General features: G+C 58.0%; 23 protein-coding genes and 2 tRNA genes. 6 read left to right on the top strand and 19 right to left on the bottom strand.

Translation table 11 applies throughout. The features are described from left to right. Positions 1–86: 86 nt before the first annotated feature. From Q390_RS0115270 to Q390_RS0115250, 5 genes are read right to left on the bottom strand one after another with little or no spacing between them, the layout of a single operon-like run. On the bottom strand, positions 87–1,577 hold the full coding sequence (locus Q390_RS0115270) for an ABC transporter substrate-binding protein (RefSeq protein WP_027996845.1): 1,491 nt from the start codon (positions 1,575–1,577) through the stop codon (positions 87–89). Between the two features lie 50 nt (positions 1,578–1,627). Continuing rightward, positions 1,628–2,425 carry an ATP-binding cassette domain-containing protein gene (locus tag Q390_RS0115265; RefSeq protein ID WP_027996844.1) on the bottom strand — a complete coding sequence of 266 codons (798 nt, stop codon included), beginning with the start codon at positions 2,423–2,425 and terminating at the stop codon, positions 1,628–1,630. Between the two features lie 59 nt (positions 2,426–2,484). Then, positions 2,485–3,486 carry an ABC transporter ATP-binding protein gene (locus Q390_RS0115260; RefSeq protein ID WP_027996843.1) on the bottom strand — a complete coding sequence of 334 codons (1,002 nt, stop codon included), beginning with the start codon at positions 3,484–3,486 and terminating at the stop codon, positions 2,485–2,487. Between the two features lie 21 nt (positions 3,487–3,507). After that, positions 3,508–4,332, bottom strand: a complete 825-nt coding sequence (locus Q390_RS0115255; protein ID WP_245606940.1) for an ABC transporter permease — start codon at positions 4,330–4,332, stop codon at positions 3,508–3,510. Next, positions 4,329–5,291 carry an ABC transporter permease gene (locus Q390_RS0115250; protein WP_027996841.1) on the bottom strand — a complete coding sequence of 321 codons (963 nt, stop codon included), beginning with the start codon at positions 5,289–5,291 and terminating at the stop codon, positions 4,329–4,331. Before Q390_RS0115250 ends, Q390_RS0115255 begins: the two co-directional genes overlap by 4 nt. Before the next feature lie 158 nt (positions 5,292–5,449). On the opposite strand from Q390_RS0115250, the gene Q390_RS0115245 reads away from it, so the two are divergent. Beyond that, the gene (locus Q390_RS0115245) at positions 5,450–5,728 is read left to right on the top strand and encodes a YfhL family 4Fe-4S dicluster ferredoxin (RefSeq protein WP_027996840.1); all 279 of its coding nucleotides are present in this window, start codon (positions 5,450–5,452) and stop codon (positions 5,726–5,728) included. Between the two features lie 61 nt (positions 5,729–5,789). On the opposite strand, the gene pth is transcribed toward Q390_RS0115245, so the two are convergent. The 7 genes from pth to Q390_RS0115210 form a co-directional block, all read right to left on the bottom strand. Continuing rightward, complete coding sequence (gene pth, locus Q390_RS18700; RefSeq protein ID WP_051603283.1) at positions 5,790–6,440, bottom strand: aminoacyl-tRNA hydrolase; 651 nt, start codon at positions 6,438–6,440, stop codon at positions 5,790–5,792. A gap of 107 nt (positions 6,441–6,547) precedes the next feature. Beyond that, positions 6,548–7,168, bottom strand: coding sequence for a 50S ribosomal protein L25/general stress protein Ctc (locus tag Q390_RS0115235; RefSeq protein WP_027996839.1), 621 nt, complete (start codon positions 7,166–7,168; stop codon positions 6,548–6,550). Between the two features lie 118 nt (positions 7,169–7,286). Continuing rightward, on the bottom strand, positions 7,287–8,258 hold the full coding sequence (locus Q390_RS0115230) for a ribose-phosphate pyrophosphokinase (RefSeq protein ID WP_027996838.1): 972 nt from the start codon (positions 8,256–8,258) through the stop codon (positions 7,287–7,289). Between the two features lie 45 nt (positions 8,259–8,303). Beyond that, a tRNA-Gln gene (locus tag Q390_RS0115225) sits at positions 8,304–8,380 on the bottom strand. 41 nt (positions 8,381–8,421) lie between these two features. Then, positions 8,422–9,267, bottom strand: a complete 846-nt coding sequence (ispE, locus tag Q390_RS0115220; RefSeq protein ID WP_027996837.1) for a 4-(cytidine 5'-diphospho)-2-C-methyl-D-erythritol kinase — start codon at positions 9,265–9,267, stop codon at positions 8,422–8,424. A gap of 19 nt (positions 9,268–9,286) precedes the next feature. Next, complete coding sequence (locus tag Q390_RS18695; RefSeq protein WP_051603282.1) at positions 9,287–9,838, bottom strand: lipoprotein insertase outer membrane protein LolB; 552 nt, start codon at positions 9,836–9,838, stop codon at positions 9,287–9,289. Then, entirely contained in the window at positions 9,838–11,622 is a 1,785-nt protein-coding gene (locus Q390_RS0115210; RefSeq protein ID WP_027996836.1) for a tetratricopeptide repeat protein, read from the bottom strand. Before Q390_RS0115210 ends, Q390_RS18695 begins: the two co-directional genes overlap by 1 nt. Positions 11,623–11,652: 30 nt before the next feature. On the opposite strand from Q390_RS0115210, the gene mutM reads away from it, so the two are divergent. The 3 genes from mutM to mutY all read left to right on the top strand — a co-directional run bounded on the left by mutM (position 11,653) and on the right by mutY (position 15,543). After that, positions 11,653–12,468: a bifunctional DNA-formamidopyrimidine glycosylase/DNA-(apurinic or apyrimidinic site) lyase gene (gene mutM, locus Q390_RS0115205; RefSeq protein ID WP_027996835.1), complete on the top strand. Its 816-nt coding sequence runs from the start codon at positions 11,653–11,655 to the stop codon at positions 12,466–12,468. A 73-nt stretch (positions 12,469–12,541) separates the two neighbouring features. After that, entirely contained in the window at positions 12,542–14,503 is a 1,962-nt protein-coding gene (locus tag Q390_RS0115200; protein ID WP_027996834.1) for a dynamin family protein, read from the top strand. Next, positions 14,503–15,543 carry an A/G-specific adenine glycosylase gene (gene mutY, locus Q390_RS0115195; protein WP_027996833.1) on the top strand — a complete coding sequence of 347 codons (1,041 nt, stop codon included), beginning with the start codon at positions 14,503–14,505 and terminating at the stop codon, positions 15,541–15,543. The genes Q390_RS0115200 and mutY overlap by 1 nt, the downstream gene beginning before the upstream one ends. A gap of 37 nt (positions 15,544–15,580) precedes the next feature. Here the strand turns inward: mutY and rapZ are convergent, their stop codons facing one another. Genes rapZ through Q390_RS0115180 form a run of 3 tightly spaced genes read right to left on the bottom strand, consistent with a single transcriptional unit; the run spans position 15,581 to position 19,012 of the window. Further along, positions 15,581–16,444: an RNase adapter RapZ gene (gene rapZ, locus Q390_RS0115190; RefSeq protein WP_027996832.1), complete on the bottom strand. Its 864-nt coding sequence runs from the start codon at positions 16,442–16,444 to the stop codon at positions 15,581–15,583. 10 nt (positions 16,445–16,454) lie between these two features. Then, on the bottom strand, positions 16,455–18,113 hold the full coding sequence (gene recN / locus Q390_RS0115185) for a DNA repair protein RecN (RefSeq protein WP_027996831.1): 1,659 nt from the start codon (positions 18,111–18,113) through the stop codon (positions 16,455–16,457). Positions 18,114–18,115: 2 nt separating this feature from the next. Continuing rightward, positions 18,116–19,012: an NAD kinase gene (locus tag Q390_RS0115180; RefSeq protein WP_027996830.1), complete on the bottom strand. Its 897-nt coding sequence runs from the start codon at positions 19,010–19,012 to the stop codon at positions 18,116–18,118. Between the two features lie 28 nt (positions 19,013–19,040). On the opposite strand from Q390_RS0115180, the gene hrcA reads away from it, so the two are divergent. Further along, entirely contained in the window at positions 19,041–20,045 is a 1,005-nt protein-coding gene (gene hrcA, locus Q390_RS0115175) for a heat-inducible transcriptional repressor HrcA (protein WP_027996829.1), read from the top strand. Positions 20,046–20,096: 51 nt separating this feature from the next. After that, positions 20,097–20,173, top strand: a tRNA-Ile gene (locus Q390_RS0115170). A gap of 863 nt (positions 20,174–21,036) precedes the next feature. On the opposite strand, the gene Q390_RS20000 is transcribed toward Q390_RS0115170, so the two are convergent. The 4 genes from Q390_RS20000 to Q390_RS0115155 form a co-directional block, all read right to left on the bottom strand. Beyond that, on the bottom strand, positions 21,037–21,216 hold the full coding sequence (locus Q390_RS20000; RefSeq protein WP_156949927.1) for a hypothetical protein: 180 nt from the start codon (positions 21,214–21,216) through the stop codon (positions 21,037–21,039). Further along, positions 21,195–21,668, bottom strand: coding sequence for a hypothetical protein (locus Q390_RS0115165; RefSeq protein ID WP_156949926.1), 474 nt, complete (start codon positions 21,666–21,668; stop codon positions 21,195–21,197). Before Q390_RS0115165 ends, Q390_RS20000 begins: the two co-directional genes overlap by 22 nt. Then, a complete protein-coding gene (locus tag Q390_RS0115160) occupies positions 21,668–22,285 on the bottom strand; it encodes a hypothetical protein (RefSeq protein WP_156949925.1) in 618 nt (205 codons plus the stop codon). The genes Q390_RS0115165 and Q390_RS0115160 overlap by 1 nt, the downstream gene beginning before the upstream one ends. Positions 22,286–22,366: 81 nt before the next feature. Continuing rightward, the coding region (locus Q390_RS0115155) for an integrase core domain-containing protein (protein ID WP_027996826.1) at positions 22,367–22,678 on the bottom strand (312 nt) is incomplete at its 5' end.

Genomic DNA, 22,678 nt, shown 5'->3' with positions numbered 1-22,678 from the left:
CAATTTAAGTGCAACCGATTCTATAAATAGTGCAACTTTTGCAATAACAGGGTTAACCCTTTAATTTTAAAAAATTAACTCAGGCGTCAAACCCAAGACAAGGCCGCCAAATCGTTGACGAATATCGGCATGTCTTTCCACAGTCCCTTGAGATTTTTAGTGGCTACCGTGATCCATTGCGGTTGGTACAGAAAGGCGCAGGCCGCGTCTTCTGCCAGCAAACGTTGTGCGTCGCCCAGCAGGCGGGCGCGGTCGGCGGGGCGGGTGGTGGTCTGGATTTTTTCGTACAGCGCGTTGAACTGCGGTGACTGGTAGCCCCAGTAATAGTCCGGCTTGGCAAAGTTGCCCAGGTCAAACGGCTCGACGTGCGAGATCAGCGTCAGGTCGTAGTTCTTCTTGCCATAGGTGGCGCTGAGCCACTGCGCCCATTCGACGTTTTGCAGCTTGGCGATGATGCCGACCTTGGCCAGTTGCGCGGCAATCACCTCGCCGCCTTGGCGCGCATACGGTGTCGGCGGCAGCGTCATGGTCAGCGTGAGTGGCAGTTTGACGCCGGCATCGGCCAGCAGCTGCTTGGCTTTGTCCACGTCATAGGGGTTGATGCCGGTGGTATCGACATAGCCAAAAGCGCCCGGCACGTAGTGGCTGCCAATCGGCACGCCATAGCCGTCGCCGCCGCCGTCGATGACGGCTTTGCGGTCGATGGCGGCGGCAATCGCCCGGCGCACACGCACATCGTTCAGTGGCTTGCGGGCATTGTTAATGGCCAGAATGGTCTTGGCACGCGAGCCGCTGACCAGTACCTGAAAGCGCGGATGGGCCTTGAACTGCGCCACGCTGCGCGGCGTGACACGCGGAAAAACGTCTACGTCACCGGCCAGCAGCGCGGCCACTTGGGCGGCCGGGTCGGGAATAAAGCGGAAGGTGGCGCGGCGAATGCGCAGGCTGCTGGCGTGGCGAAAACCGTCCCAAGCGCGCAGCGTGATGGAGGCACCTTTACTCCACTTGGCCAGCGTATATGGGCCGGTGCCGACCGGCTTGGTGGCATTGGTGGCGACGCTTTTCGGCTCAACGATGATGGCCGTGGCTTGGCCGAGCATGAACAAAAATTCGGGGTCAATTTCTTCATTCAGGATGACCACGGTGTGCTCGTCCACCACCTGCGTCTTGAGATTGGCAAAAGTGCGCTTGTCTTTGTTGGTGCTTTTGTCGCCGCCGGCACGGTCAAACGAGAACTTGACCGCTGCCGCGTTGAACGGCTCGCCATTGTGAAACCGTACCCCTTTGCGCAGCCGCAGCGTGGTGGTCTTGAGGTCGGACGAAACCTCCCAGCTCTCGGCCAGCAGCGGCGAGACGCTGCCGTCGGCGTTGATTTTGGTCAGCGTCTCAAAGACGTTGTAGAGCACGATTTCGCCAATCGACGAGGCGGCGCTGGCGGTGGGGTCAAGGCCCGGCGGCTCCAGCGCAATGGCCAGCGTGAGGCTGTCTTTTTTGCTCTGCGCCAAAGCATTCAGGGGCCAGACCAGCGGGGTGCTGACCAAGGCGCCAGTGGCAAGAAGGGTGCGGCGGTTGAGCATGGGTGGGGTTCTCCAAAAGTGAATGGCTTTTTACACTATGCGAGCCAGCGTCACAGGTGCGGCACCGCCGCCACCAGCGCTTGCGTGTACGGGTGCTGCGCGTTGGTAAACAGCTGGCCGGGCGCACCTTGTTCGACGATGCGCCCTTGGTACAGCACTGCCACGTCGTCGCACAGGTGGTTGACCACCGCCAAATCGTGGCTGATGAGCAAATAGGTGATGCCGCAGTCGCGCTGCAGGTCTTGCAGCAGGTTGAGCACCTGCGCCTGCACCGACACGTCCAGCGCGCTGACTGGCTCGTCGGCGACGATGAGGCGCGGGCGGGTAATCAGGGCGCGCGCCAGGGCAATGCGCTGGCGCTGGCCGCCAGAAAATTCGTGCGGGTATTTGTCCAAATCGCTGCGGCGCAGGCCGACTTGGTCCAGCACTTCAGCGGCGCGGGTTTGCTGCTCAGTGCGCGTCGTTTTTCGCTGCGCTTGCAGCGGTTCGGTGACGATGGTCAGCACGTTTTGGCGCGGGTCGAGCGAGCCGTAGGGGTCTTGAAACACCATCTGAAAATCGCGCCGCGCTCGGCGCAGTTCAGCCGCTGGCAGCGCGTGCAGATTGCGCCCCAGCACTTCAACCGTGCCCGAGGTGGGGGTGTCCAGCGCCATCACCAGCCGCGCCAGTGTCGATTTGCCCGAGCCCGATTCGCCGACGATGCCCAAGCTGCGCCCCGCCGTCACTTGCAAGCTGACGCCGCACAGCGCCGCCACCGCTTGGCGCGCGCCCCACAGGCGTTGGCGCGGTACCGGGTAGTGGCGCACCAAGTCGGTCACTTGCAGCAGTGGGGGGAGGTTGTCAGTCATGGCGGCAGTTTTTGAGTCAAATCGGCCTCTAGCCCTTTAGATACGTGCGCTAGTAGCTATTATTTTTTATTTTTATCGATTGCGGCGATAGCATCCAAACGCAAGCAGCGCACCACATGGCCGTCGGCCAGCAGCGTTGGCGGTGGCACGGTGGTGTAGCAAGCCTGCGCCGTGAAGGCGCAGCGCCCGGCAAACGGGCAGCCTGCGGGCAAATCCAGCAAATCGGGCACGCTGCCGGCAATCGTCGGCAGTGGCGGGCGCGGGCCGGGTGGGTAGGACACGCCCCAGCGCGGCCGCGCCGCCCACAGTCCGCGCGTGTAGGGGTGGGCCAGCGTCTGAAAAATCTCCGCCGTCGGCCCGCTCTCGACCACGCTGCCGCCGTACATCACTAGCAGGCGGCGCACTTGGCGCGCCATCACGCCCAGGTCGTGCGAGATCAGCAGCAGCGCCATTTGGCGCTCTGTGACCAACTCGGCCAGCAGGTCGAGAATTTGTTGTTGCAAGGTCACGTCCAGCGCCGTGGTTGGCTCGTCGGCAATCAGCACTTCGGGCCCACAGGCCAGCGCCATGGCGATGGTGATGCGCTGGCGCTGGCCGCCGGAGAACTGGTGCGGATAGGCATCGATGCGCCGCGCCGCATCGGCAATACCGACCCGATCGAGCAGTGCCAATGCCTCTTGTTTAGCGGCGCGCGCCGACAAGCCGCGGTGCAGGCGCAGCGGCTCGGCGACTTGGTGGCCAATGCGGTGCAGCGGATTCAGCGCCGTCATCGGCTCCTGAAACACCATGGCGATACGCTGGCCGCGGATTTGGCACAGCGCTTTGTCCGGCAGGCCGAGCAGCTCTTGGCCGTTCAGCCGGAGGCTGCCGCTGGTGCGTGCGCCGTCGGGCAGCAGCCCCATCAGCGCCAACGCGGCCATGGATTTGCCACTACCCGATTCGCCAATCAGCCCCAGCGTGTCGCCGCACTCCAGCGTAAAGCTGATGCCGCGCAGCACCGCCGCCCAGCCGCGCCGGGTCGGCAGGTGGACGTGCAGGTCAGTGACTTCGAGCAGGGGCATGGTTTTCATCGGCTTAACGGTTCAGCGGGAGCGGGACAAGCGCGGGTCGAGCAGGTCGCGCAGCCCGTCGCCCAGCAGGTTCAGGCCGAGCACGGCCAGCGCCATCGCCACGCCCGGCCACACCGCCAGCAGCGGCGCTTGAAACATTAATGTTTGCGCTTCAGCCAACATCCGTCCCCATGACGGTTGCGGCGGCTGCGTGCCGAGGCCAAGGTAAGACAGCGCAGCTTCGGCCAATATCGCCAGCGCAAATTGAATCGTCGCCTGCACGATCAGCACCGAAGCGATGTTGGGCAGCACATGATCGAGCGTGATGCGCCAGCGCCCTTTGCCACAAGCCCGCGCCGCGAGGATAAATTCGCGCCCCCACACCGCATTGGCCGAGGCGCGCGCCACCCGCGCAAATGTCGGGATATTGAAAATGCCGATGGCAATGATGGCGTTGACAATGCCGGCGCCAAATGCCGCCGTCAGCAAGATCGCCGACAAAATCGCCGGAAAGGCAAAGGTAAAGTCGGCTAGGCGCATCACCAGTTCTTCGACCCAACCGCGCCGCGCTGCCGCCAGCAGGCCCAGCGCCGTGCCGATGCTCAAACCAATGCCGACCGCAAGCACGCCGACCAAAATCGTATTGCGCGCCCCGACCAGCAGCAGCGAAGCGACGTCGCGGCCAAAGGCGTCGGTGCCCAGCCAGTGCTGTGCGCCCGGCGCTTGCAGCTTGTGCGCCAAGTCCATTTCGTAGGGCGACCACGGCGTCCAAACAAACGACAAGCCGGCCGCGCCGAATAACAGCAGCACCAGCAGCGCGCCGACGAGGAGGCTGGGATGGCCTAATTTTTTCTTCATCGCTCGCCCGCTTGGATACGCGGGTCGATCACGGCGCATAGCATATCGACGATAAAGTTAACCGCCACCACCATCGCCGCCAGCAGCATCACGCAGTTGCGCACCACGATCAGGTCGCGGTTGGCAATCGACTGGAAAATCAGCCGCCCCAGCCCGGGCAGATAAAACACGTTTTCGACCACGATGGTGCCGGCCAGCAGGTTGGCAAACTGCAAGCCCATCACCGTGACCACCGGAATCAGCGCATTGCGCAGCACATGGCGCCACAGCGCGGCGCGCTGCGACAAGCCTTTGGCGCGGGCGGTGCGGACGAAGTCCTCGCGCAGCACGTCGAGCACGGCGGAGCGGGTGATACGCGCCAAAATTGCCGCCTGCACTACCGCCAGTGACAGCGCGGGTAGCACCAAGGCTTTGAGCGCTAGCCCCACGCCGCCCCCTTCGTCCGCGCTCCAGCCCGGAAAGCCACCCGCCGCAAACCATTGCAGCTGCACCGAAAACAGCAGAATCAGCAAGATGGCGAACCAAAAATTGGGAATGGCAATACCAATTTGCGCCAGCACCATCACGCCCACATCGCCCGCCCGGCGGTGCCGTGCGGCGGCATACAGGCCCGCCGACAGCGCCAAGACCGTGGTCAGCGCCATCGCCATCAGCGCCAGTGGCACGGTCAGCAGCAAGCGCTCGCTGATCAGCTCCCACACTGGCGAGTCGTAGGCGTAGCTGTTACCCCAGTTACCGCGCAGCAGGCCGGCTAGCCACTGGCCATAGCGCTGCCAAGCCGGTTGGTCCAGCCCCAGTTGCATGGCCAATTCAGCGATCGCCTCGGGCGCAGCGTCTGGCCCCAGCAGCACTTGGGCGGCGTTGCCGGGCAACACGTCCAGCACGACAAACACCACGGCAGACGCACACAGCAGCGTGACCAGCAAGGTGGCAAAGCGTCGAAGGAGAAAAGAACCCATACGGCAAGAGCAAAAATGGCGGGTGCGAGAGGGCGCAGAGCATAGCGGCAAATCGCCCCACCGCTGTCTGGGTGGGCTGATGCCCCAGCGCTGGCGGGTGGACAGGCGCCGATAATGCCGGCCTAAGCGCAAGCGCGCGACCCCTTGGAGAGTTTGTTATGGCCTTGCTGATCACCGACGAATGCATCAACTGCGATGTCTGCGAGCCCGAGTGCCCGAACCAGGCAATTTACTTGGGCCAGAGCATCTATGAAATCGACCCGGCGAAATGCACCGAGTGTGTCGGCCACTTCGATGCGCCGCAGTGTATGGAGGTTTGCCCGGTGTCGTGCATTCCGGTCAATCCCGATCACGTCGAGAGCCGTGAGACCTTGTGGGAGAAATTTCACCGTCTGCAGGCGCAGGCCGGTTTGCCGCATCCCAGCAAGGCTAAATAAGCATCAAAACAGCCTCTAGCCCTTTAGATAATTGCGCTGGTAGCTATTAAATAAATAGTAATTAAACGGCGCTGTCCGTGTTGGCAGCGTCTGTAGGCGGTGTTGGCGCTGGCGCTGGACGCGGTGGTTTCGGGCGCGGTGGCTTAGTGGTGTGGATTTGCAGCGTCGCCTTGTCCATGTCGCCGGCTTGCAGCGCTGGCCACGCTTTGATCGAGTGGGCAATGCTGTCTTCAATCAGCGTGCGCTGCTCGGGCGCGGGTTTCTTCAGCACCCAGTTGGCCACATCGGCGCGGTCGCCGGGGTGGCCAATGCCAATGCGCAGGCGCCAGTAATCGGATGAGCCCAGTTGCGCGTGGATGTCGCGCAGGCCGTTGTGGCCGGCATGGCCGCCGCCGCGCTTGAGCTTGGCTTGGCCGGGGACAATGTCCAGCTCGTCGTGGATGACCAGAATTTCTTCTGGGGCGATTTTGAAGAAGCGTGCCAGTGCCGACACCGACTTGCCCGACAGGTTCATGAAGGTTTGCGGTTGCAGCAGCCACAGCGCTTGGCCTTGCACCGTGGCACGCGCTGCCAGGCCCCAATAGCCGCGTTCGGGCTGCAGCGTGACTTTCAGCTCGCGCGCCAGCGCATCTAGCCACCAAAAACCGGCGTTGTGGCGGGTAGCTTCATATTCCGGGCCGGGGTTGCCCAGGCCGACAAACAGTTTGATCATGTACGTGATTATCCGTAGCAGCAAAAAAAACGGCACACGCGCGCAAGCGGTGGGCCGTTGTCCAGCAGGGCAGACCGCACACGGCGATCCACCACAGCTAGAAAGAATTACTTCTTCTTCTTGCCCTTGGCAGCCGGAGCGACTTCAGCCACAGCTTCGACGATGACCAGCGGTGCGATGACGGAGATCAGCGCTGGGTTTTTGTTGCTGCCGCGCACGACAGGGGTGACGCCACGCGGGAACTTCACGTCCTTCAGGTGCACGGAAGAACCCTTCTTCAGGCCGCTCAGATCCACCGTGATGAACTCTGGCAGCTCGGATGGCATGCAGGTCACGTTGAGTTCGTTGACGATGGTGGTAATCGTGCAGTTGTCGGTCTTGACCGCCACGGACTCGTCAGCGCCGGTGTAGTGCACGGGCACTTTCAGGTGCAGCTTGGTCTTGTCGTCCACGCGCTGGAAGTCCACGTGCAGCACCAGCTGCTTGAAGGGGTGGTATTGCACGTTGCGCAGCACCACTTGGCTGGTCTGGCCGTTCATTTCCATTTCCAGTACGCTGGAGTGGAAGGCTTCCTTCTTCAGGGCGTGCCACAGGGTGTTGTGGTCGAGTTCAACCGTTTGGATCTCAGCCGAGCCACCGTAAACGATGGCAGGCGTGCGGCCCGAATTACGCAGACGGCGGCTCGCACCCGTACCTTGCATAGCGCGCTCAAAAGCGACGAAGTTCATAAAATTCTCCAGAAAAAGGGCACCGCGACCAGTGTCACCTTCGTTACGTAAAAGGGCCTCCGCGAAGGAGGCCCGACTTTTATCTCAGACCGGAAACCTTAATGAGCTTTTAGTAAGCTTAAAACAGGTTGTCCTGGTCGGAGAACAAACTCATCACCGAATCGCCCCGGGCAATGCGCTGGATCGTCTCGGCGATCAGCGGTGCCACCGACAGTTGGCGAATCTTGCTGCAGCTTTGTGCGCTGGCGCTCAGGGGGATGGTGTTGGTGACCACGATTTCGTCGAGCGAGGAACCTTCCAGGCGCTCGATGGCCGGGCCAGAGAAAATCGGGTGCGTGCAGTAGGCGTAAACTTTTTTGGCGCCACGTGCTTTGAGCACCTCGGCTGCTTTGACCAGCGTGCCAGCAGTGTCGATCATGTCATCCATGATCACGCAGTTGCGACCTTCGATTTCACCGATGACGTGCATCACTTCAGACACATTGGCCTTGGGGCGGCGCTTGTCAATGATGGCCAGATCGCAGTTGAGCTGTTTGGCGAGGGCGCGTGCGCGCACCACACCACCGACGTCGGGCGACACCACAATCAGGTCATCGTAGTTTTTTTGCAGCAAATCACCCAGCAGCACCGGCGAGGCGTAGATGTTGTCCACCGGGATATCGAAGAAACCCTGGATCTGGTCGGCGTGCAAGTCCATGGTCAGCACGCGGGCGACGCCGACAGCTTGCAGCATGTTAGCGACCACTTTGGCGGTGATCGGCACACGGGTAGAGCGTGGACGGCGGTCTTGCCGGGCATAACCAAAGTAGGGGATGACGGCGCTGATGCGTTCAGCCGAAGCGCGCTTGAGCGCATCGACCATGATCAGCAGTTCCATCAAGTTTTCGTTGGTCGGCGCGCAAGTGGACTGGACCACAAAAACGTCGCGAGCGCGAACATTCTGGTTGATTTCCACGGTGACTTCACCGTCGGAAAAGCGCCCGACATGGGCAGCGCCCAGCGAAATGCCCAGATGGTGTGCTATTTCAACAGCCATGCCAGGATTGGCATTGCCGGTGAACAGCATGAAGTCGGAATGATTGGCTTGCATGAGCGTCTTAGCGATTTGAAATGAATGCTTGTACGCGAGAAAATTTGGCAGGGGAAGAAGGACTCGAACCTTCGCATGCTGGAATCAAAATCCAGTGCCTTAACCAACTTGGCGACTCCCCTACACAGGTTGATTGCGAAACAATCAACCTAAAACTTTTATCTTAGACCCAGCCTGCCAGAGGGTGAATCATTAGATTTTCACATACTTTGATTTGCCATTCGCGTGGAGCGTCAAGAAAATCAATAGCCTGTGGTATTTTTGCAAACACTGCACTTCCAGAGCCGGTCATTCTTCCATGCAACCCGTGTGATGCAAGCCATTGCAGCGCTTGCGTGACGTCGGGGCACAGTGTCTGAGCTACCCTCTGCAAGTCGTTACGACCAAAATCGTAGTGTGTTGCAGTAAAGCCTAAGATTGTAGCACTGTCAGAATTGCGTTTTAAGGAAGGAGATGAAAAAATATTTTTCGTATCCAGTCCTGCTGTGGGTTTGACTACCACAAAGCGCGCTTTCGGAAGCTGGCTTGCATTCTCAAGAGGCGTGATTCTCTCACCAATTCCTTCGGCCCAAGCGTTCCGGCCGCATAAAAAAAACGGCACGTCTGCGCCCAGTGCCAAACCGATACGGCTGAGGTCGGGCAAATCCAGCTTCAATCCCCACAGCCGATTGAGTGCGAGCAAGGTGGAGGCGGCATCCGACGACCCTCCTCCCATGCCGGCTTGCGCCGGAATGCGCTTGAACACACTCAGGTGAGCGCCTTGTGTACAGCCGGTGGCGGCTTGTAGCGCGCGGGCAGCACGCAGCGTCAAATCGTCCGCCGGCAAGGCCGAACCCAAATCTTCGCGGCTGATCTGCGCATGCGGGCGGCGCTCGAAATGCAGTGTGTCGCACCAGTCAATCAGCATGAAAACCGATTGCAGCAGGTGATAGCCATCCGGCCGACGCCCGGTGATGTGTAGAAACAAATTGAGCTTGGCGGGTGCGGGAACGTCGTAAAGGGCTTTCACGTTTTAAGTTTTTACCTTCTTATGGCTCAAAAGTCACACGCAAGATGGCGCGTGGTGTGGGCGTGTAGCGTTTCGCCTCCAGCCGACCCCGATCGATATCTCCCAGGTGGGCTTGCCAACCGGAAGCTGTGGTTTGCACGCCGCGCAGCCAGTCAAACAGCGCCAGCACGGGCAGGGGAGTGCCTGTGATTTGTTCGAGCAGGACATCGAGCGATACCGACTCCTGTGTTGTGCCACCCGATTGCAGGCGAGCGTACTGGGGGGTCCAGTCAATGCGCGCCAGCACGTTACCCAATGGGTTTAGCAAGGTCAATTCGCCCTGTGTGGCATTGCCTTGCAGCTCAAACGCGGCTGTAAAAGATTGACTTGCCTGTCCGGCCTGCTCTTCGACCTGCAGGGCGAGACGCCCGCTCCAGGAGGTTTGCTCTGCCCGTGTTTTTGGCGCGGTGGTGGGTGGCGACGCGCATCCTGTCAGTAGTGTTGATAAAACCAGAAAGAGCGCGATCGCCAGCCACTGTACAAAGAGGTGTACGGATGGCGATGCGGGAACGGCGTGAAAGAGTGGACGCATCACAGGGTGACGTTCAGGCGTTTGAGGGTTTCACGTAAGGTTTCATTCTCTGGTTGAAGTTTTTGCGCTTCTTTCCAGAGCGTTTTCGCACGGTCTTGCTGGCCCATGCTCCAGAGAACTTCTCCCAGATGGGCGGCAATGTCGGCGTCAGGGCGTTTTTTGAATGCTGACTCCAGTAACTGCAAGGCTTGGACGCTATGGCCCATTCGAAATTCAACCCAGGCGAGACTATCGGTAATGAAGGGGTCTTCGGGCGCGTAGGTCAGTGCTTTTTCAATCAGTTGCTTGGCTTCCTGCAGGCGTATGCCGCGCTCAGCAAAAGAATAGCCCAGCGCGTTGTAGGCATGATGATAGTCGGGCTGGCGCGCTATCAATTGGCGCAGCAAATGCTCCATGGTCTGGGGTTGGCCCGCCTTGTCGGCCAGCATGGCTTGGTCGTAGAGCAGATCGTTGTCGTCTGGAAACTGCGCTACGGCTTGCGCCTGCACAGCCAGTGCTTCGTTGTATTGACCGGCTTCGCGCAGAAACTGAACTTCGGCCGTCCACTTCAGGCGCTCCTCTTCTGGAGAGCTTGCTTGCAGGGTCTGCAGCAGCGCACGCGCCTGTGTCAGTTTTCCTTGGCGTGCCCAGAGGGCGGCACGGCGCACTTGGGCATTGAAGATGTCTGGAACGTTGTCAATGCGGTTAAGCCAACCTTCCGCAGCTTCAAATTTACCCCGTTTTTCTGCGATTTGCGCATACAGCAAATAGGCTTGTGTCATTCCCAGAGGGCTGGTTTGCCCCGCAGGCGCGGCCTGTACCAGGGCGATAAATTGCTCCAGTGCCGCTTCGGCGAGTGCCAGTTGGTTGTCTTGCAACTGTAGTGCCGCCTGCATCAGCCAAGCCTCGGCAAAATCGGGTTTTTCGCGCGTGGCTGCTTGCAGTTGCTCAAGTGATTCGGCAGGCCGCTGCAAATCCACCAGCACACGAGCGTAGATAACGCGCAGCGCGGGCGTGGGTTTGCCATTAAAGTATTGGTGCGCCATAGAGGCAGCTTGGACTTCTCCTTGATCCAGAAGCTCCAGTGCCAACAAGGCAGAGCCTTCATTCAGCGGATCAAATTTTTGTGCGCGTTCTGCGGCCTCTAGAGCCCCTTTTTTGTTGCTGGCCAGCAGGCGCATACGCCCGACAGCCGTCCAGGCAGCAGCTCCGGCGTCGGGGTCATTCAGGTCGCTGGCTAAGGCTTGCTCGACCACGGCTGCTGCCAGGGTCTTGTCGCTGGCGCGGCGATACAGTTGTGGCAGCGCCAGCAATGCAGTGGTTTTGGAGTGCGGTGCACTCTGGGTCAGTTCTTGCTTGAGTGGCTCGGTGGTATCGGCAATGCGGTTGAGTGCAATCAGCAGTTGCAGCACATAGCGATTGGCTTCGCGCGATTGGGGCCACGCTTCTTTCCAGGCATTGGCGGCGACCAGGGCAGCTTCGCCCGAGCGCGCTTGCAAAGCAATATCTGCTGCGCGCTTGTAGATGTTTTCATCATTGCTGCTGCGAGCAGCCTCCAGCATGAGTGCATAGCCTGAGCCCGGATCGCCCGAGCGTGTGGTTATCTCTCCCAGTAAGATCTCATAAAAAATTTCAGCATCCAGGGCGGCGGTGCGTGATTCTTCCTGGGCCGCGCTGGCGCGGGGCATTTTGTGGGGTGCTGCAAGGGGCCGTGCTCCTGCTGCGGCCGAAGCAGTCAGCAAAGCGGCGGCCAGTGCAGCCGTCAAAAGACGATAGGTGTGAGGCATCGGATCATAATAATCCATGCTTAAGCGCTTGTTTTAAAGTGAGTTTTTATGCCTGAATTACCAGAGGTCGAAGTCACGCGTCGCAGCTTTGCCGCGGCCATTTCCGGTGCCCGTATTGCGTCTGTCTGGGTAGGCAAGCCCTTGCGCTGGCCCCTGGGCTGTGCACCAGAGAGTTTGGTGGGGCGGCAGGTGCTGGGTGTGCGTCGGCGGGGTAAATATTTGCTGCTGGACTTGGACCAAGGAATGCTGTTGATGCACCTGGGCATGTCCGGGAGCCTAGTTTTTGCCAGCACGCTGGCGCAGCGCGGTATGCACGATCATTTTGAGCTGCAGACGTCGCAAGGCAGTTTGCGCTTGCATGATCCGCGGCGTTTTGGTGCGGTGGTGTATGCCGAGCACGAGCAAGACGAACCGGCGCACAAGCTGTTGGGGCATTGGGGCATGGAACCACTTGACGATGCGTTCACACTCGCTGCTTTCACGGCCGGGCTCAAGGCCAGTCGCGCACCCATCAAGCAAGTGCTTTTGGCCGGGCGCTTGGTGGTTGGTGTGGGCAACATTTACGCTTCAGAAGCCTTGTTTTTATCGGGTATTCGGCCTACGACCGTGGCGCAAAGCCTGGGTCCCAAGCGAGTGCAGCGTTTGCATACCGCTATCGTGCAGGTATTGAGCCTGGCCGTAGAGAAGGGCGGCAGCACTTTGCGCAATTTTTCGAGTGCAGATGGCAGCGCGGGGCATTTCCAAACCGGCGCTCATGTATATGCCCGCGAAGGACTGCCCTGTCATACTTGCGCCAGCTTGGTGCAGATGGTGCGGCAGGGTCAACGCAGCAGTTTCTTTTGTCCGTCCTGCCAACAGGAATGATGCCCCTTTGGCGATGGCGTCATTATCTTTACACCGTCGGTCTGCCGGCGATTGATTGAATTCTGGGAGTCACGTGGGAGCATCATTCAACGAGCAATTCGGGCATCATGGAATTTGGCGACGTGAATTTGCTCAGCAATTGAAGCGGTTGGCCGATTGGATGTCGTCGCATGACCTGATGGATGCGGCGATGCAGGAACGCTTATTACGCTTGGAAAATCAAGTGCGCACCGACAAGATGATGGTGGCATTTGTGGCCGAGTTTTCACGCGGCAAATCCGAATTGATCAACGCTATTTTTTTTGCCGATTATGGTCGCCGCATCATGCCTGCGAGTGCCGGACGCACCACCATGTGCCCTACTGAACTCGGGTATGACGCGGCATTACCTCCGAGCCTGCGCTTGCTGCCCATTGAAACGCGCCTGCAATCGCAAGGATTGGCGGAGTGGCGCTTGAAACGAGATCGCTGGATCGACATTCCCCTGGATATTGGCGATGCTGAGCAGGTTGCAAAGTCAATAGAAAAAGTTGCGCAGGTGCGCCATGTCAGTGTAGAGGAGGCACGAAGCCTGGGGTTTTGGCACGATGAACTGCCAGATCAGAATCCGGTGGTCGATGTACAGGGACGGGTGGAGGTGCCGATGTGGCGCCATGCGCTCATCAATATGCCGCATCCCTTGCTCAAGCAAGGCTTGGTGATTCTGGATACCCCTGGGTTGAACGCGGTGGGCGCAGAGCCAGAATTGACGGTCAGCCTGATACCGCAGGCGCATGCAGTGGTTTTCATTTTGGGGGCGGATACAGGGGTAACGCGATCAGATTTGACGATTTGGCGTGAACACCTGATTTCTAGTGACGCAGGCAATGAAGCCCGGCTGATTGTGCTTAACAAGATTGATACCTTATGGGATACGCTGAGCTCGCCTGGGCAGGTGCAGGACCAGCTTGAGCGCCAATGCCGCACGTCGGGAGCAATGCTGCGGGTACATCCAGACCAAGTGGTGCCTGTATCGGCGCAAAAAGGGTTGGTTGCCAAAATTACTGCCGATGAAGCACTGCTTCGCGCCAGTGGCTTGCCTCTGTTAGAGGATGTGTTGGCTAAAAATATCATGGGGCGTCGCCAAGCTATTTTGCGCGCCGCTATTACCGACGGTGTAGCCGCTTTGCGTGCTGAAACTGGTCGCGTGATCAATATTCGACGCCGCGATCTGGACGATCAGATGCTGGAACTGTGCAGCTTGCGGGGCAAGAATGCTTCTGTGATTGACTCCATGCGCCATCGCATTGAGCAAGAGCAGCGTGAATTTGAGATGAGTTCAGCCAAGATTCATGCGCTGCGAGGGGTGCATTTGAAGCTGCTACGGGATGTATTTCATGCGTTGGGTGCCACTGCCTTAAAAGTCCATATGGCCGAGTTGGCGGAATCGTCGCAGCAAAAAGGATTGAAACTGGGTATTCGTAAACAGTATGCAGTGGTGTTTGAAAGAATCAGAACCGCATTGAATGCTGCACAGCTGTCAGCGACAGAGATCCAGGCGATGTTGGAAGGTACTTTTCGCCAATTGAATGCTGAATTTGGTTTTTCGTTGCAGGTGCCTGCTGTTCCGCAGTTGGGTAATTTCGCACTGGACTTAGTACGGATTGAGCAAAGTCAATCGCAATATTTGAGTGTTGAAAATGTACTTAAGCTCGCACAACCTGAGTTTGCCTCTCGACTGACACGCGCGCTGTCGATGCGGCTGCGTGCTGTGTTGGAGTCTGCAACGAATGATCTGGATCTGTGGAGCAAATCAGCCACGGCGCAACTGGATGCCCAATTGGGTGAGCGCAAAAGAAGTTTTGTGCGCCGCATTGAGGCGGTAGATCGTATTCAGCAAGCGGCAGGCGGTTTGATTGAGCGTATTACAGAGATAGAAGGCAGTGAAAAGGCACTGACGCAGCTGGATAAGCGCCTGCATACGTTGACGGCGCAATTGATGGCCTTGCCCCAGATATCGCAGACTGAAACATTAACTCTCCTGCAGGGTGCCTGATGAGCGAAACAAGCATATTTTCTGCCCACGTGGTGCGCTGGCAAGAAAAACACGGTCGCAGCCATCTTCCTTGGCAACAAACTCGCGATCCTTACCGGGTGTGGTTGTCGGAGGTCATGCTGCAGCAAACCCAGGTGAGCACGGTGCTTGAATACTACCCGCGTTTTTTGGTACGCTTTCCTGACGTAGCGGCCTTAGCTGAAGCCTCTGAAGATGAGGTGTTGGCGCTTTGGAGCGGATTGGGGTATTACAGTCGCGCACGCAATTTGCACCGTTGTGCCAGACAAGTGATGGCGCTGCATGGCGGAGCATTCCCGGCGACGGCGGCGATTTTGCAAAGTCTTCCTGGTATTGGCCGTTCCACTGCGGGCGCGATCGCCGCTTTTTGTTTTGGTGAACGCGCGCCTATCTTGGATGCCAATGTGCGCCGGGTGTTGACACGGATTCTTGGGTTTGACGCTGACCTAGCCTTGGCAGCCAACGAGCGCGCGCTCTGGGAGCGTGCGACAGAGTTGCTGCCCAGTAGCCATCTTGCGCAATCCATGCCGCGATACACCCAAGGCTTGATGGATTTGGGGGCCATGGTCTGCCTTGTGCGCAAGCCCCTTTGCACGCAGTGTCCTTTGCAGTCGCAATGCGTGGCACAGCAAGAAGGTACACCTGAAAAATATCCCGTCAAGACGCGCAAGTTGATTCGTAAATCCGAGTCATGGTGGCTGCTGCTACTGCGCGATACGACGGGACGTGTTTGTCTGAATCGGCGACCATCGACTGGTATCTGGCCTGGTCTGCATTCACTGCCGATGTATGCAAGCCGTGGGGAATTGGTCACACAGAGCGCTTTGGCAGGCGCGATGCGCATTCTGGAATTGCCATCTTTTTTGCATGTATTGACTCACCGAGATCTTCATTTGCATCCGGTCATGGTGGAGCTGGATGTGAATGCTTTGCCGGATCATGAAGAAGCTTGGTTCAGTAGTGAACAATGGCGTTCTTTAGGTTTGCCGGCGCCGATACGAAAATTGCTGGAGACTGTTTGATCGGCGTAAAAAATACGCCAGCTTCTCTTGTGCGTTTTCACTTGGCATCTAGTTCCCGATGACGCCGCAATGTGGTCCAGCGGTGCCCGAAAGTTTCTGCCAACCGCTCTACCAAGTATACGGAACGGTGCTGGCCTCCTGTGCAGCCAATCGCAACCGTGACGTAGCTGCGGTGGTTCTGAGCCAAAAAATCGAGCCAATGTTCTAGGAATTGTTGAATATGGCTGCGCATCAAAGCCACTTCCGGTTGTTGGCGCAGATAGTTGGCGACGGGTTCATCCAGCCCTGTTAGTTCGCGTAGTTCAGGCTCGTAATGGGGGTTGGGCAGCATGCGCACATCAAAAACATAGTCGGCATCCACTGGAATCCCGCGTTTGAAGGCAAAAGATTGAAATACTAGACTGAGCTGTCCCGGTGTTGGGGAAATGAAAGTCTTTACATAGCCTTGCAATTGCGAAGATCGGATGGTGCTGGTGTCAATCACATGCGATTGTTCTCTCAGATCAGCCAATAACTCGCGTTCCAGTTCAATGGCCTGCATGAGTGCCCTAGAACCTTCCTTGAGTGCATCGTTAGATAAGGGGTGGCGTCGCCGTGTTTCAGAGAAACGGCGTATTAACGTATCCGTCGTAGCATCCAGAAAAATGCAATGAATGACTACGCCTTGATTGCGCAGACGCTCAAGCGACTGCGGCAGTTGGGGCAGAGACGTTGCGCTGCGTACGTCCATGGCGATAGCGACCTTATTGCCATGGTTTTTAGGCTCCAGGGTGACAAACAGAGATAAGAGTTCAGGTGGAAGGTTGTCTACGCAGTAATAACCAGCGTCTTCAAGGGCTCGTAAAGCAACCGATTTTCCTGAGCCCGACATCCCCGTGATCAGGACAATTTCCAGCGCCATGGCTTGCTCCTCAAGTGATTGAATTTGCCGACTCCAGCATTTCCCGTGCATGGGCCAAAGTGGTGGCCGAGATGCGTTCACCACCCAACATGCGGGCCACTTCAGCCACTCTTTGCTCGTGCTGCACGAGCGTGACCGTACTGGATGCACCCGTCATCACTTGGGATTTGGAGACTACCAAATGGTGATCTGCGCGAGAGGCTACCTGGGGTAAATGGGTGACTGCCAAGACCTGCCGGTCATGCCCCAATTGCTGCATCAGACGCCCTACGGTTTCTGCCACTGCCCCGCCAACGCCTGAATCGACTTCGTCAAAGATCAAAGTGTCGGCAGTCCCCAGTGAGCTGGTGGCTACTGCGATGGCCAGAGAAATGCGCGAGAGTTCGCCACCAGAGGCCACTTTGGCGATGGGTCGCAGTGTCGTGCCCGCATGACTAGCAACCCGAAACAAAATTTCATCGACGCCGTGGCTACTGGGTTCAGTGGCTCTTTCTATGAGCACATCAAAATGACCGCCTACCATGCCCAATTCTTGCATGGCTTTGCTGATGGCCCGTGATAGTCGGGGCGCTGCTTTGTTGCGGGCTAAGGACAACTGGCGCGCCGTATCCAGGTAGGCCTTGGCGCAAACACTTTCAGCCTCCTCCAGAGAGGCCAGATCTGCGGCTGCATCCAGTTGCCGCAGTTCGCTCTTCCATGCATTGAAAAGAGATGGGAGCTCCACTGGATCGCGTCTATAGCGCCGTGCAAGACTGAGCCACAGTGACAGTCTGGCATCCAGTTCGCCAAGCCGGTGTGGATCGAGTTCGGTGCGGCGCAGATACAGCTGCAATGCGCGTGCTGCTTCATGGGCTTGTGCCATGCTGGAAGCGAGGATGTCCGTCAGGTTCACGAATTCAGGTTCGAGATGCTCCAGCTCAGTCAGCAAGTGGTGGGCACGAGACAGGTGCCTGCTGGCACTTGCTTCGTCATCATCGAGTTCGGTAATGGCGCTTTGCGCTGCCTCGAGCAGAGATTGCGCATGGGCCAGGCGTGTGTGCTGGGTATTGAGCTCTTCCCATTCCTGCTCGACGGGTGCCAGTTTTCCGACTTCTGCAATTTGCCACTGCAGGCGTTCACGTTCACGCTGCAGCGATTCCTGTGCTGTTCGTGCATGTTCCAATGTTTTTTGTGCAGAACGCCAGTGACTCCAATTGGCTACGACCTCTTGGTCGCTGGCGCCAGCGTATGCATCCAGCAAGTTGCGCGCCGCTTCAGATTGCGTGAGTTTCTGCCAGGCATGCTGGCCGTGAATATCGATGAGCTGTCCGCCAGCAAAACGCAATTGAGACGCCGTGGCTGGGCTGCCATTGATCCAGGCACGGCTTTTGCTTTGGCTGTCGACCGTTCGCCGCAGCAGCAGACTGTCATCGGTTTCAAATCCGGCTTTATCCAACCAGGGATGCAGCGTTGCAGGACAATCAAATTCGGCGCTGACGTCAGTGCGTTGTGCGCCTTCTCGAACTACGCCTGGGTCTGCTCTGGCGCCGAGCGTCAACTGCAGTGCATCTATCAGAATCGATTTGCCAGCACCTGTTTCACCCGTTAAAGCGGTAAAGCCCGTGCTCAGATCAAGATCGAGCGCTTGAACAATCACGAAATCGCGCAGAGTGATGCGCTTGAGGGCCATTCTCAGGAACCTCCTTCGTTCCAGCGTAATTTTTTCCGCAGCGTGTCAAAGTAGCTCCATCCTCTTGGATGCAAAAAGCGGACGCAGTATTCTGATCGGGTGACAAGAATGCGGTCTCCATGCAAGAGGGATGCGAGCGACTGCATGTCAAAACTCGCGCTAGCGCCGCGCCCACTCACGATTTCAATAGCAATTTCTGTGACATCGGCCAAGACGATCGGGCGATTGGACAGGGTGTGCGGCGCAATCGGCACCAAAACCCAGCCGGGAATGGAGGGATGCAGCATGGGTCCCCCGGCGGACAGGGCGTAGGCAGTGGATCCGGTAGGTGACGCAATAATCAATCCATCCGCTCTTTGGTTAGCAACAAAATGACCGCCCACTTCGACACGCAGTTCGACCATGCCGGAAGCCGAGCCCCGGTTGACTACGACGTCATTCATTGCAAAGGCGTCATATACACATACGTTGTCGCGAATTACGCGCGCATACATGAGGGGGCGATGGTCTTCTTCGTATTCTCCCCGTAGCATGGGAGCGAGCGTATCTTGGTAGCCATCCAGTGGAATATCCGTGACGAATCCAAGACGCCCCTGGTTGATACCAATCAACGGTGTGCCGTAAGACGCCACCTGGCGGCCAATACTCAGCATCGTGCCATCACCTCCCACGACCAAACCAAGATCACATTGCTTCCCAATTTCGTCTGTCTCCAGCGCTGCATACTGGCTGAGCTGGGTATTCGCGGCGGTCTGTGCTTCCACGGCTACCGTGCACCCTTGATCCACCAGAAACTGGGCGATCCCTTCCAGCACCTTTTGCGCTCCTGGGACGGGAGCGCCGCTGGCAGGAACTTGGTATTTACCGATCAGAGCAACATGGCGGAAATGGGGCTTCATCATCAAATTACATCATTAAAATCATGGCATGTTGGATGACCGCGCCAAGTTGTTGCTCAAAGCGTTAGTTGAACGCTATATCGAAGATGGTCAGCCCGTAGGATCGCGCACGCTTTCGCGGGCATCAGGTCTGGATCTTTCCTCTGCAACCATCCGCAATGTCATGGCTGATCTGGAGGAGTTGGGACTGATTGCCAGTCCACACACTTCTGCAGGCCGAATCCCAACAGCCAAGGGCTACCGATTGTTTGTAGACACGATGCTGACCGTGCACCATGAGCAATTGGCGCTACCGTCATTGGTTGCTGAGCAACCCCAAAAAGTCATTGCCAGTGCAGCACATTTGTTGTCCAACCTGTCGCAGTTTGTCGGGGTGGTGATGGCGCCGCGGCGCAATTCGGTGTTTCGCCATATCGAATTTTTGCGTCTGTCAGAGCGGCGTTTTCTGGTGATCATTGTGTCGCCCGAGGGTGACGTGCAAAACCGAGTGATATTTTCTGAGACGGACTTTACCCAGAGCCAGCTGGTTGAAGTAGCCAATTTTTTGAACCAGCACTACGCTGGTATGGCCATGGAGCAGGTGCGTGAGCGGCTGAAAACAGAAGTGGAGATGCTACGCGGCGAAATTGCTGCACTTATGCAGGCGGCGGTGAATATCAGCTCGGAGGCGCTGAGTCAGGCGCAAGATGAAGTAGTCATCTCGGGCGAGCGCAATTTGCTGGCGGTGAGTGATTTCTCTAAAGACATGGGCAACTTGCGCCGCGCCTTTGATATGTTTGAGCAAAAAACGCAAATTTTGCGTTTACTGGATGTCTCCAGCGTAGCAGAAGGGGTACGGATCTATATTGGCGGCGAAAGCCAAGTAGCGCCGTTTGAAGAGTTGTCGGTGGTCAGCGCCCCTTACGAGGTCGATGGCCAAGTGGTTGGCACGCTGGGCGTGATTGGCCCGATACGTATGCCTTACGACCGGATGATCCAGATTGTGGACATCACCTCCAAGCTGATTTCCAATGCGCTCAGCTACCACAAGTAAGCCCCTACAATAGCCAGCTTCCCGAACTGCCCAAGAAGGCAGCAGAAACAGGGGGCGTTAGCTCAGTTGGTTAGAGCAGAGGACTCATAATCCTTTGGTCGAGTGTTCAAGTCACTCACGCCCTACCAATACCAGCAAGGAAAGCGCGCTATCAATTAGGTAGCGCGCTTTTTCTTTGGCTCAGGATGTAAGGGCGGATGTAAGACGATTTTGGGAATCTGGCAGTCAGCGCTGCGCAAATATGCCTGCGGGCGCTAACCACTGCGGCGCTAACCATCAGCGGCTCCAATCAAATGCGGGGGAATCCCGTAATTGGGCGGTGATGGCCACTGACCAGCAAACATCGGCCAGCTTGCAACCGGGGGTTGCACTGCGGCGCATAGGTGATAGGGCACAAGCGATTGGCGCTTACGCTCCGAAATTTTCAGGAACGTGGGGCCAATTGTGTGACGGCCACACATTTGCTGCGGGTGGTCGCCGGCCTCGCGCGGGCGTACTGTTCGGAATGTCGATGCAGTGGCTGACCAGCGCCAGCAGAAAGGACAGGTTTAGACAGGTCGCACTGCACCTTGAACCATAACAATTGCTAACAGGGCGGTCTGTTCGCTCGGCTGGCAACCTCAGGTTTTCTCAGGTTGCCGACTGCCATGGCACCTCTCACGCACGCGGGCGATGCGTGTGGTTTCGCCTATGGGTGACCCCGAAAAGTACGCGCCGATTTATGCGGTTTCCGTGCGCACCAGTCTGCGTACCGGCTCGTGCGTACCGCGTGATTGCGTGTTTACCGCGTTGTTTACCAGGGCATGTTTACCGTTGGTGAATGGCGGTTTCATTGGTAACCAGTCTGGTAACCGCGCCCTTGGTAACCATCACAAAGTGCCCGATTCGATGGTTACAGCGTTGGTTACACCCAGCTTGGAAACACTGCTTTTGCTGTTACGCCCGCTGTTACGCCCACATGAAAACGTCGGTTCTGCTGTCAACCATGCTGTCAACCACGGCCTGTTAAATGCCAGCTTTCGATGGATACCAGCTTGGATACTTGCGCCTTGGATACCGCCATTGCATCCGGCGCGTGCGTGCCATTCAGCGCCAGCAAAAAGAAACCCGGCGCAGTGGCCGGGCTGGGTGGTGTGGGCGTGCTGGTGGTCAGCGTGGTGGCTTGTGCCACGGCGGTGGCGTGTTGCGCGCGGCGTTGTCGTAGGCCGTCCACAGCGCGGCACCCACGCCACAGCGCAGGCCGTAGCGAATACCTCGCCCTGCAGCTATGCAGGTGGGGCAGTTGATGTGGTGTGCAAGGTATGCAGCATCCAGTGCGCGCCAGTCGGTCGGCTCAGGTTCCGGCTCGGGTGCTGGCACGGTGTCCGCATGGTGCTGGCCGGGTGCTGGAATGGTGCGGTCGTTGGCGGCTTGCATGGTCAGCAAGCGCACCAGCTCAGCCTTGCAGGCGCGGATGTGAGGGGCCAGCTCGGTGATGGCATTGCGGCCACCGACTGCACGCAACTCGGTGCCGTCCAGCGCCAGCGCCACGCCTAAATCTCGCGCCATGTTCAGGGTCTGCGGCGCGGTCAAAGTAGGAGCACTCTCCAGTTTATGGCCCAGAGGGTAAAGGGGGGCGGGCATCAGAAGTCCACCTCAACCATCTCATTACCCGTGTCGGCAGTGCGCGGGGGATAGTTTTGAATTAATGTCCTGCAAGTCCTGATGTCCTGATTTTTGCTTAAATTTTCAGCAAAAACAGGGGTTTTGGGGTGTTTAGCAGGACTTGCAGGACTTGCAGGACATGGTTTGGATAAATATCCCCCGCCACTGCAATCGCGCACTCCCCACTTTACGGCCCCACCGACCTTGCCCAAAGACTTCACTTCGACCCCCACATAACGTAGCGACGGGGCGGCGCGGCGCAGTGCATCACCGAAGCCTTTGGGGGTCTTGGGCCATGCCTCGGCACCGTGCGGCTTGAAGCCTTCGACCTCCAGCATCAACGCCTTGACCGACATTTCTGCACTGCGCTTGTTGCGGGCTTCAAACCAATCCATAAGCGCTGCGGCTGCTGGACTGGAATCAAGGGTGCGGGCAATGCTTTCTTGGCGCGAGATGTGGAACTGGCGCAAGAACTCGCCGTCGGGTTCGCCCATAGCGCGCTCCATAGCAACACCCAGACGCGCGAAGCCGGCCATGCGGATGTTCTCGTTTGCGGGCAGTTGGGTGCTCGGCAATTCTTTTAGGGTCTGGGCCATAAGTTGGAACAGGCCAGCCACCAATGATGGGTAAGCCGCTTCAAATTCGCGCTCAATCTCCCCGTCTTCGCGTTGTGCTGGTCAAGTTTTTTCGGACACAACGATAGGTTGTTTGATTGCCGATTGCTGCTCGAAGGCATTGGGTGGCAAGTTGCCCAGTTTGGAGTGCAGCCGCACGCTGTTGTAGAAACCTATGATGTAGTCGGCGATGTCCATCATGGCCTCGGCGTGGTTGGCGTAGTCGCGCTGCCAGACCCGCTCCGTCTTGAGGCTCAGGAAGAAGCGCTCCATCACCGCGTTGTCCCAGCAGTTGCCCTTACGGCTCATGCTGCCGACCAAGCTGTGGCGGGCCAGCAGCGCCTGATACAGTGCGCTGGCGTACTGGCTGCCCCT

It is taken from the genome of Simplicispira psychrophila DSM 11588, assembly GCF_000688255.1.
In the GTDB taxonomy this organism is placed as follows: domain Bacteria; phylum Pseudomonadota; class Gammaproteobacteria; order Burkholderiales; family Burkholderiaceae_C; genus Simplicispira; species Simplicispira psychrophila.
Note: the sequence above shows the minus strand (reverse complement) of the source record. Positions and strands in the feature narration are given on the sequence as shown.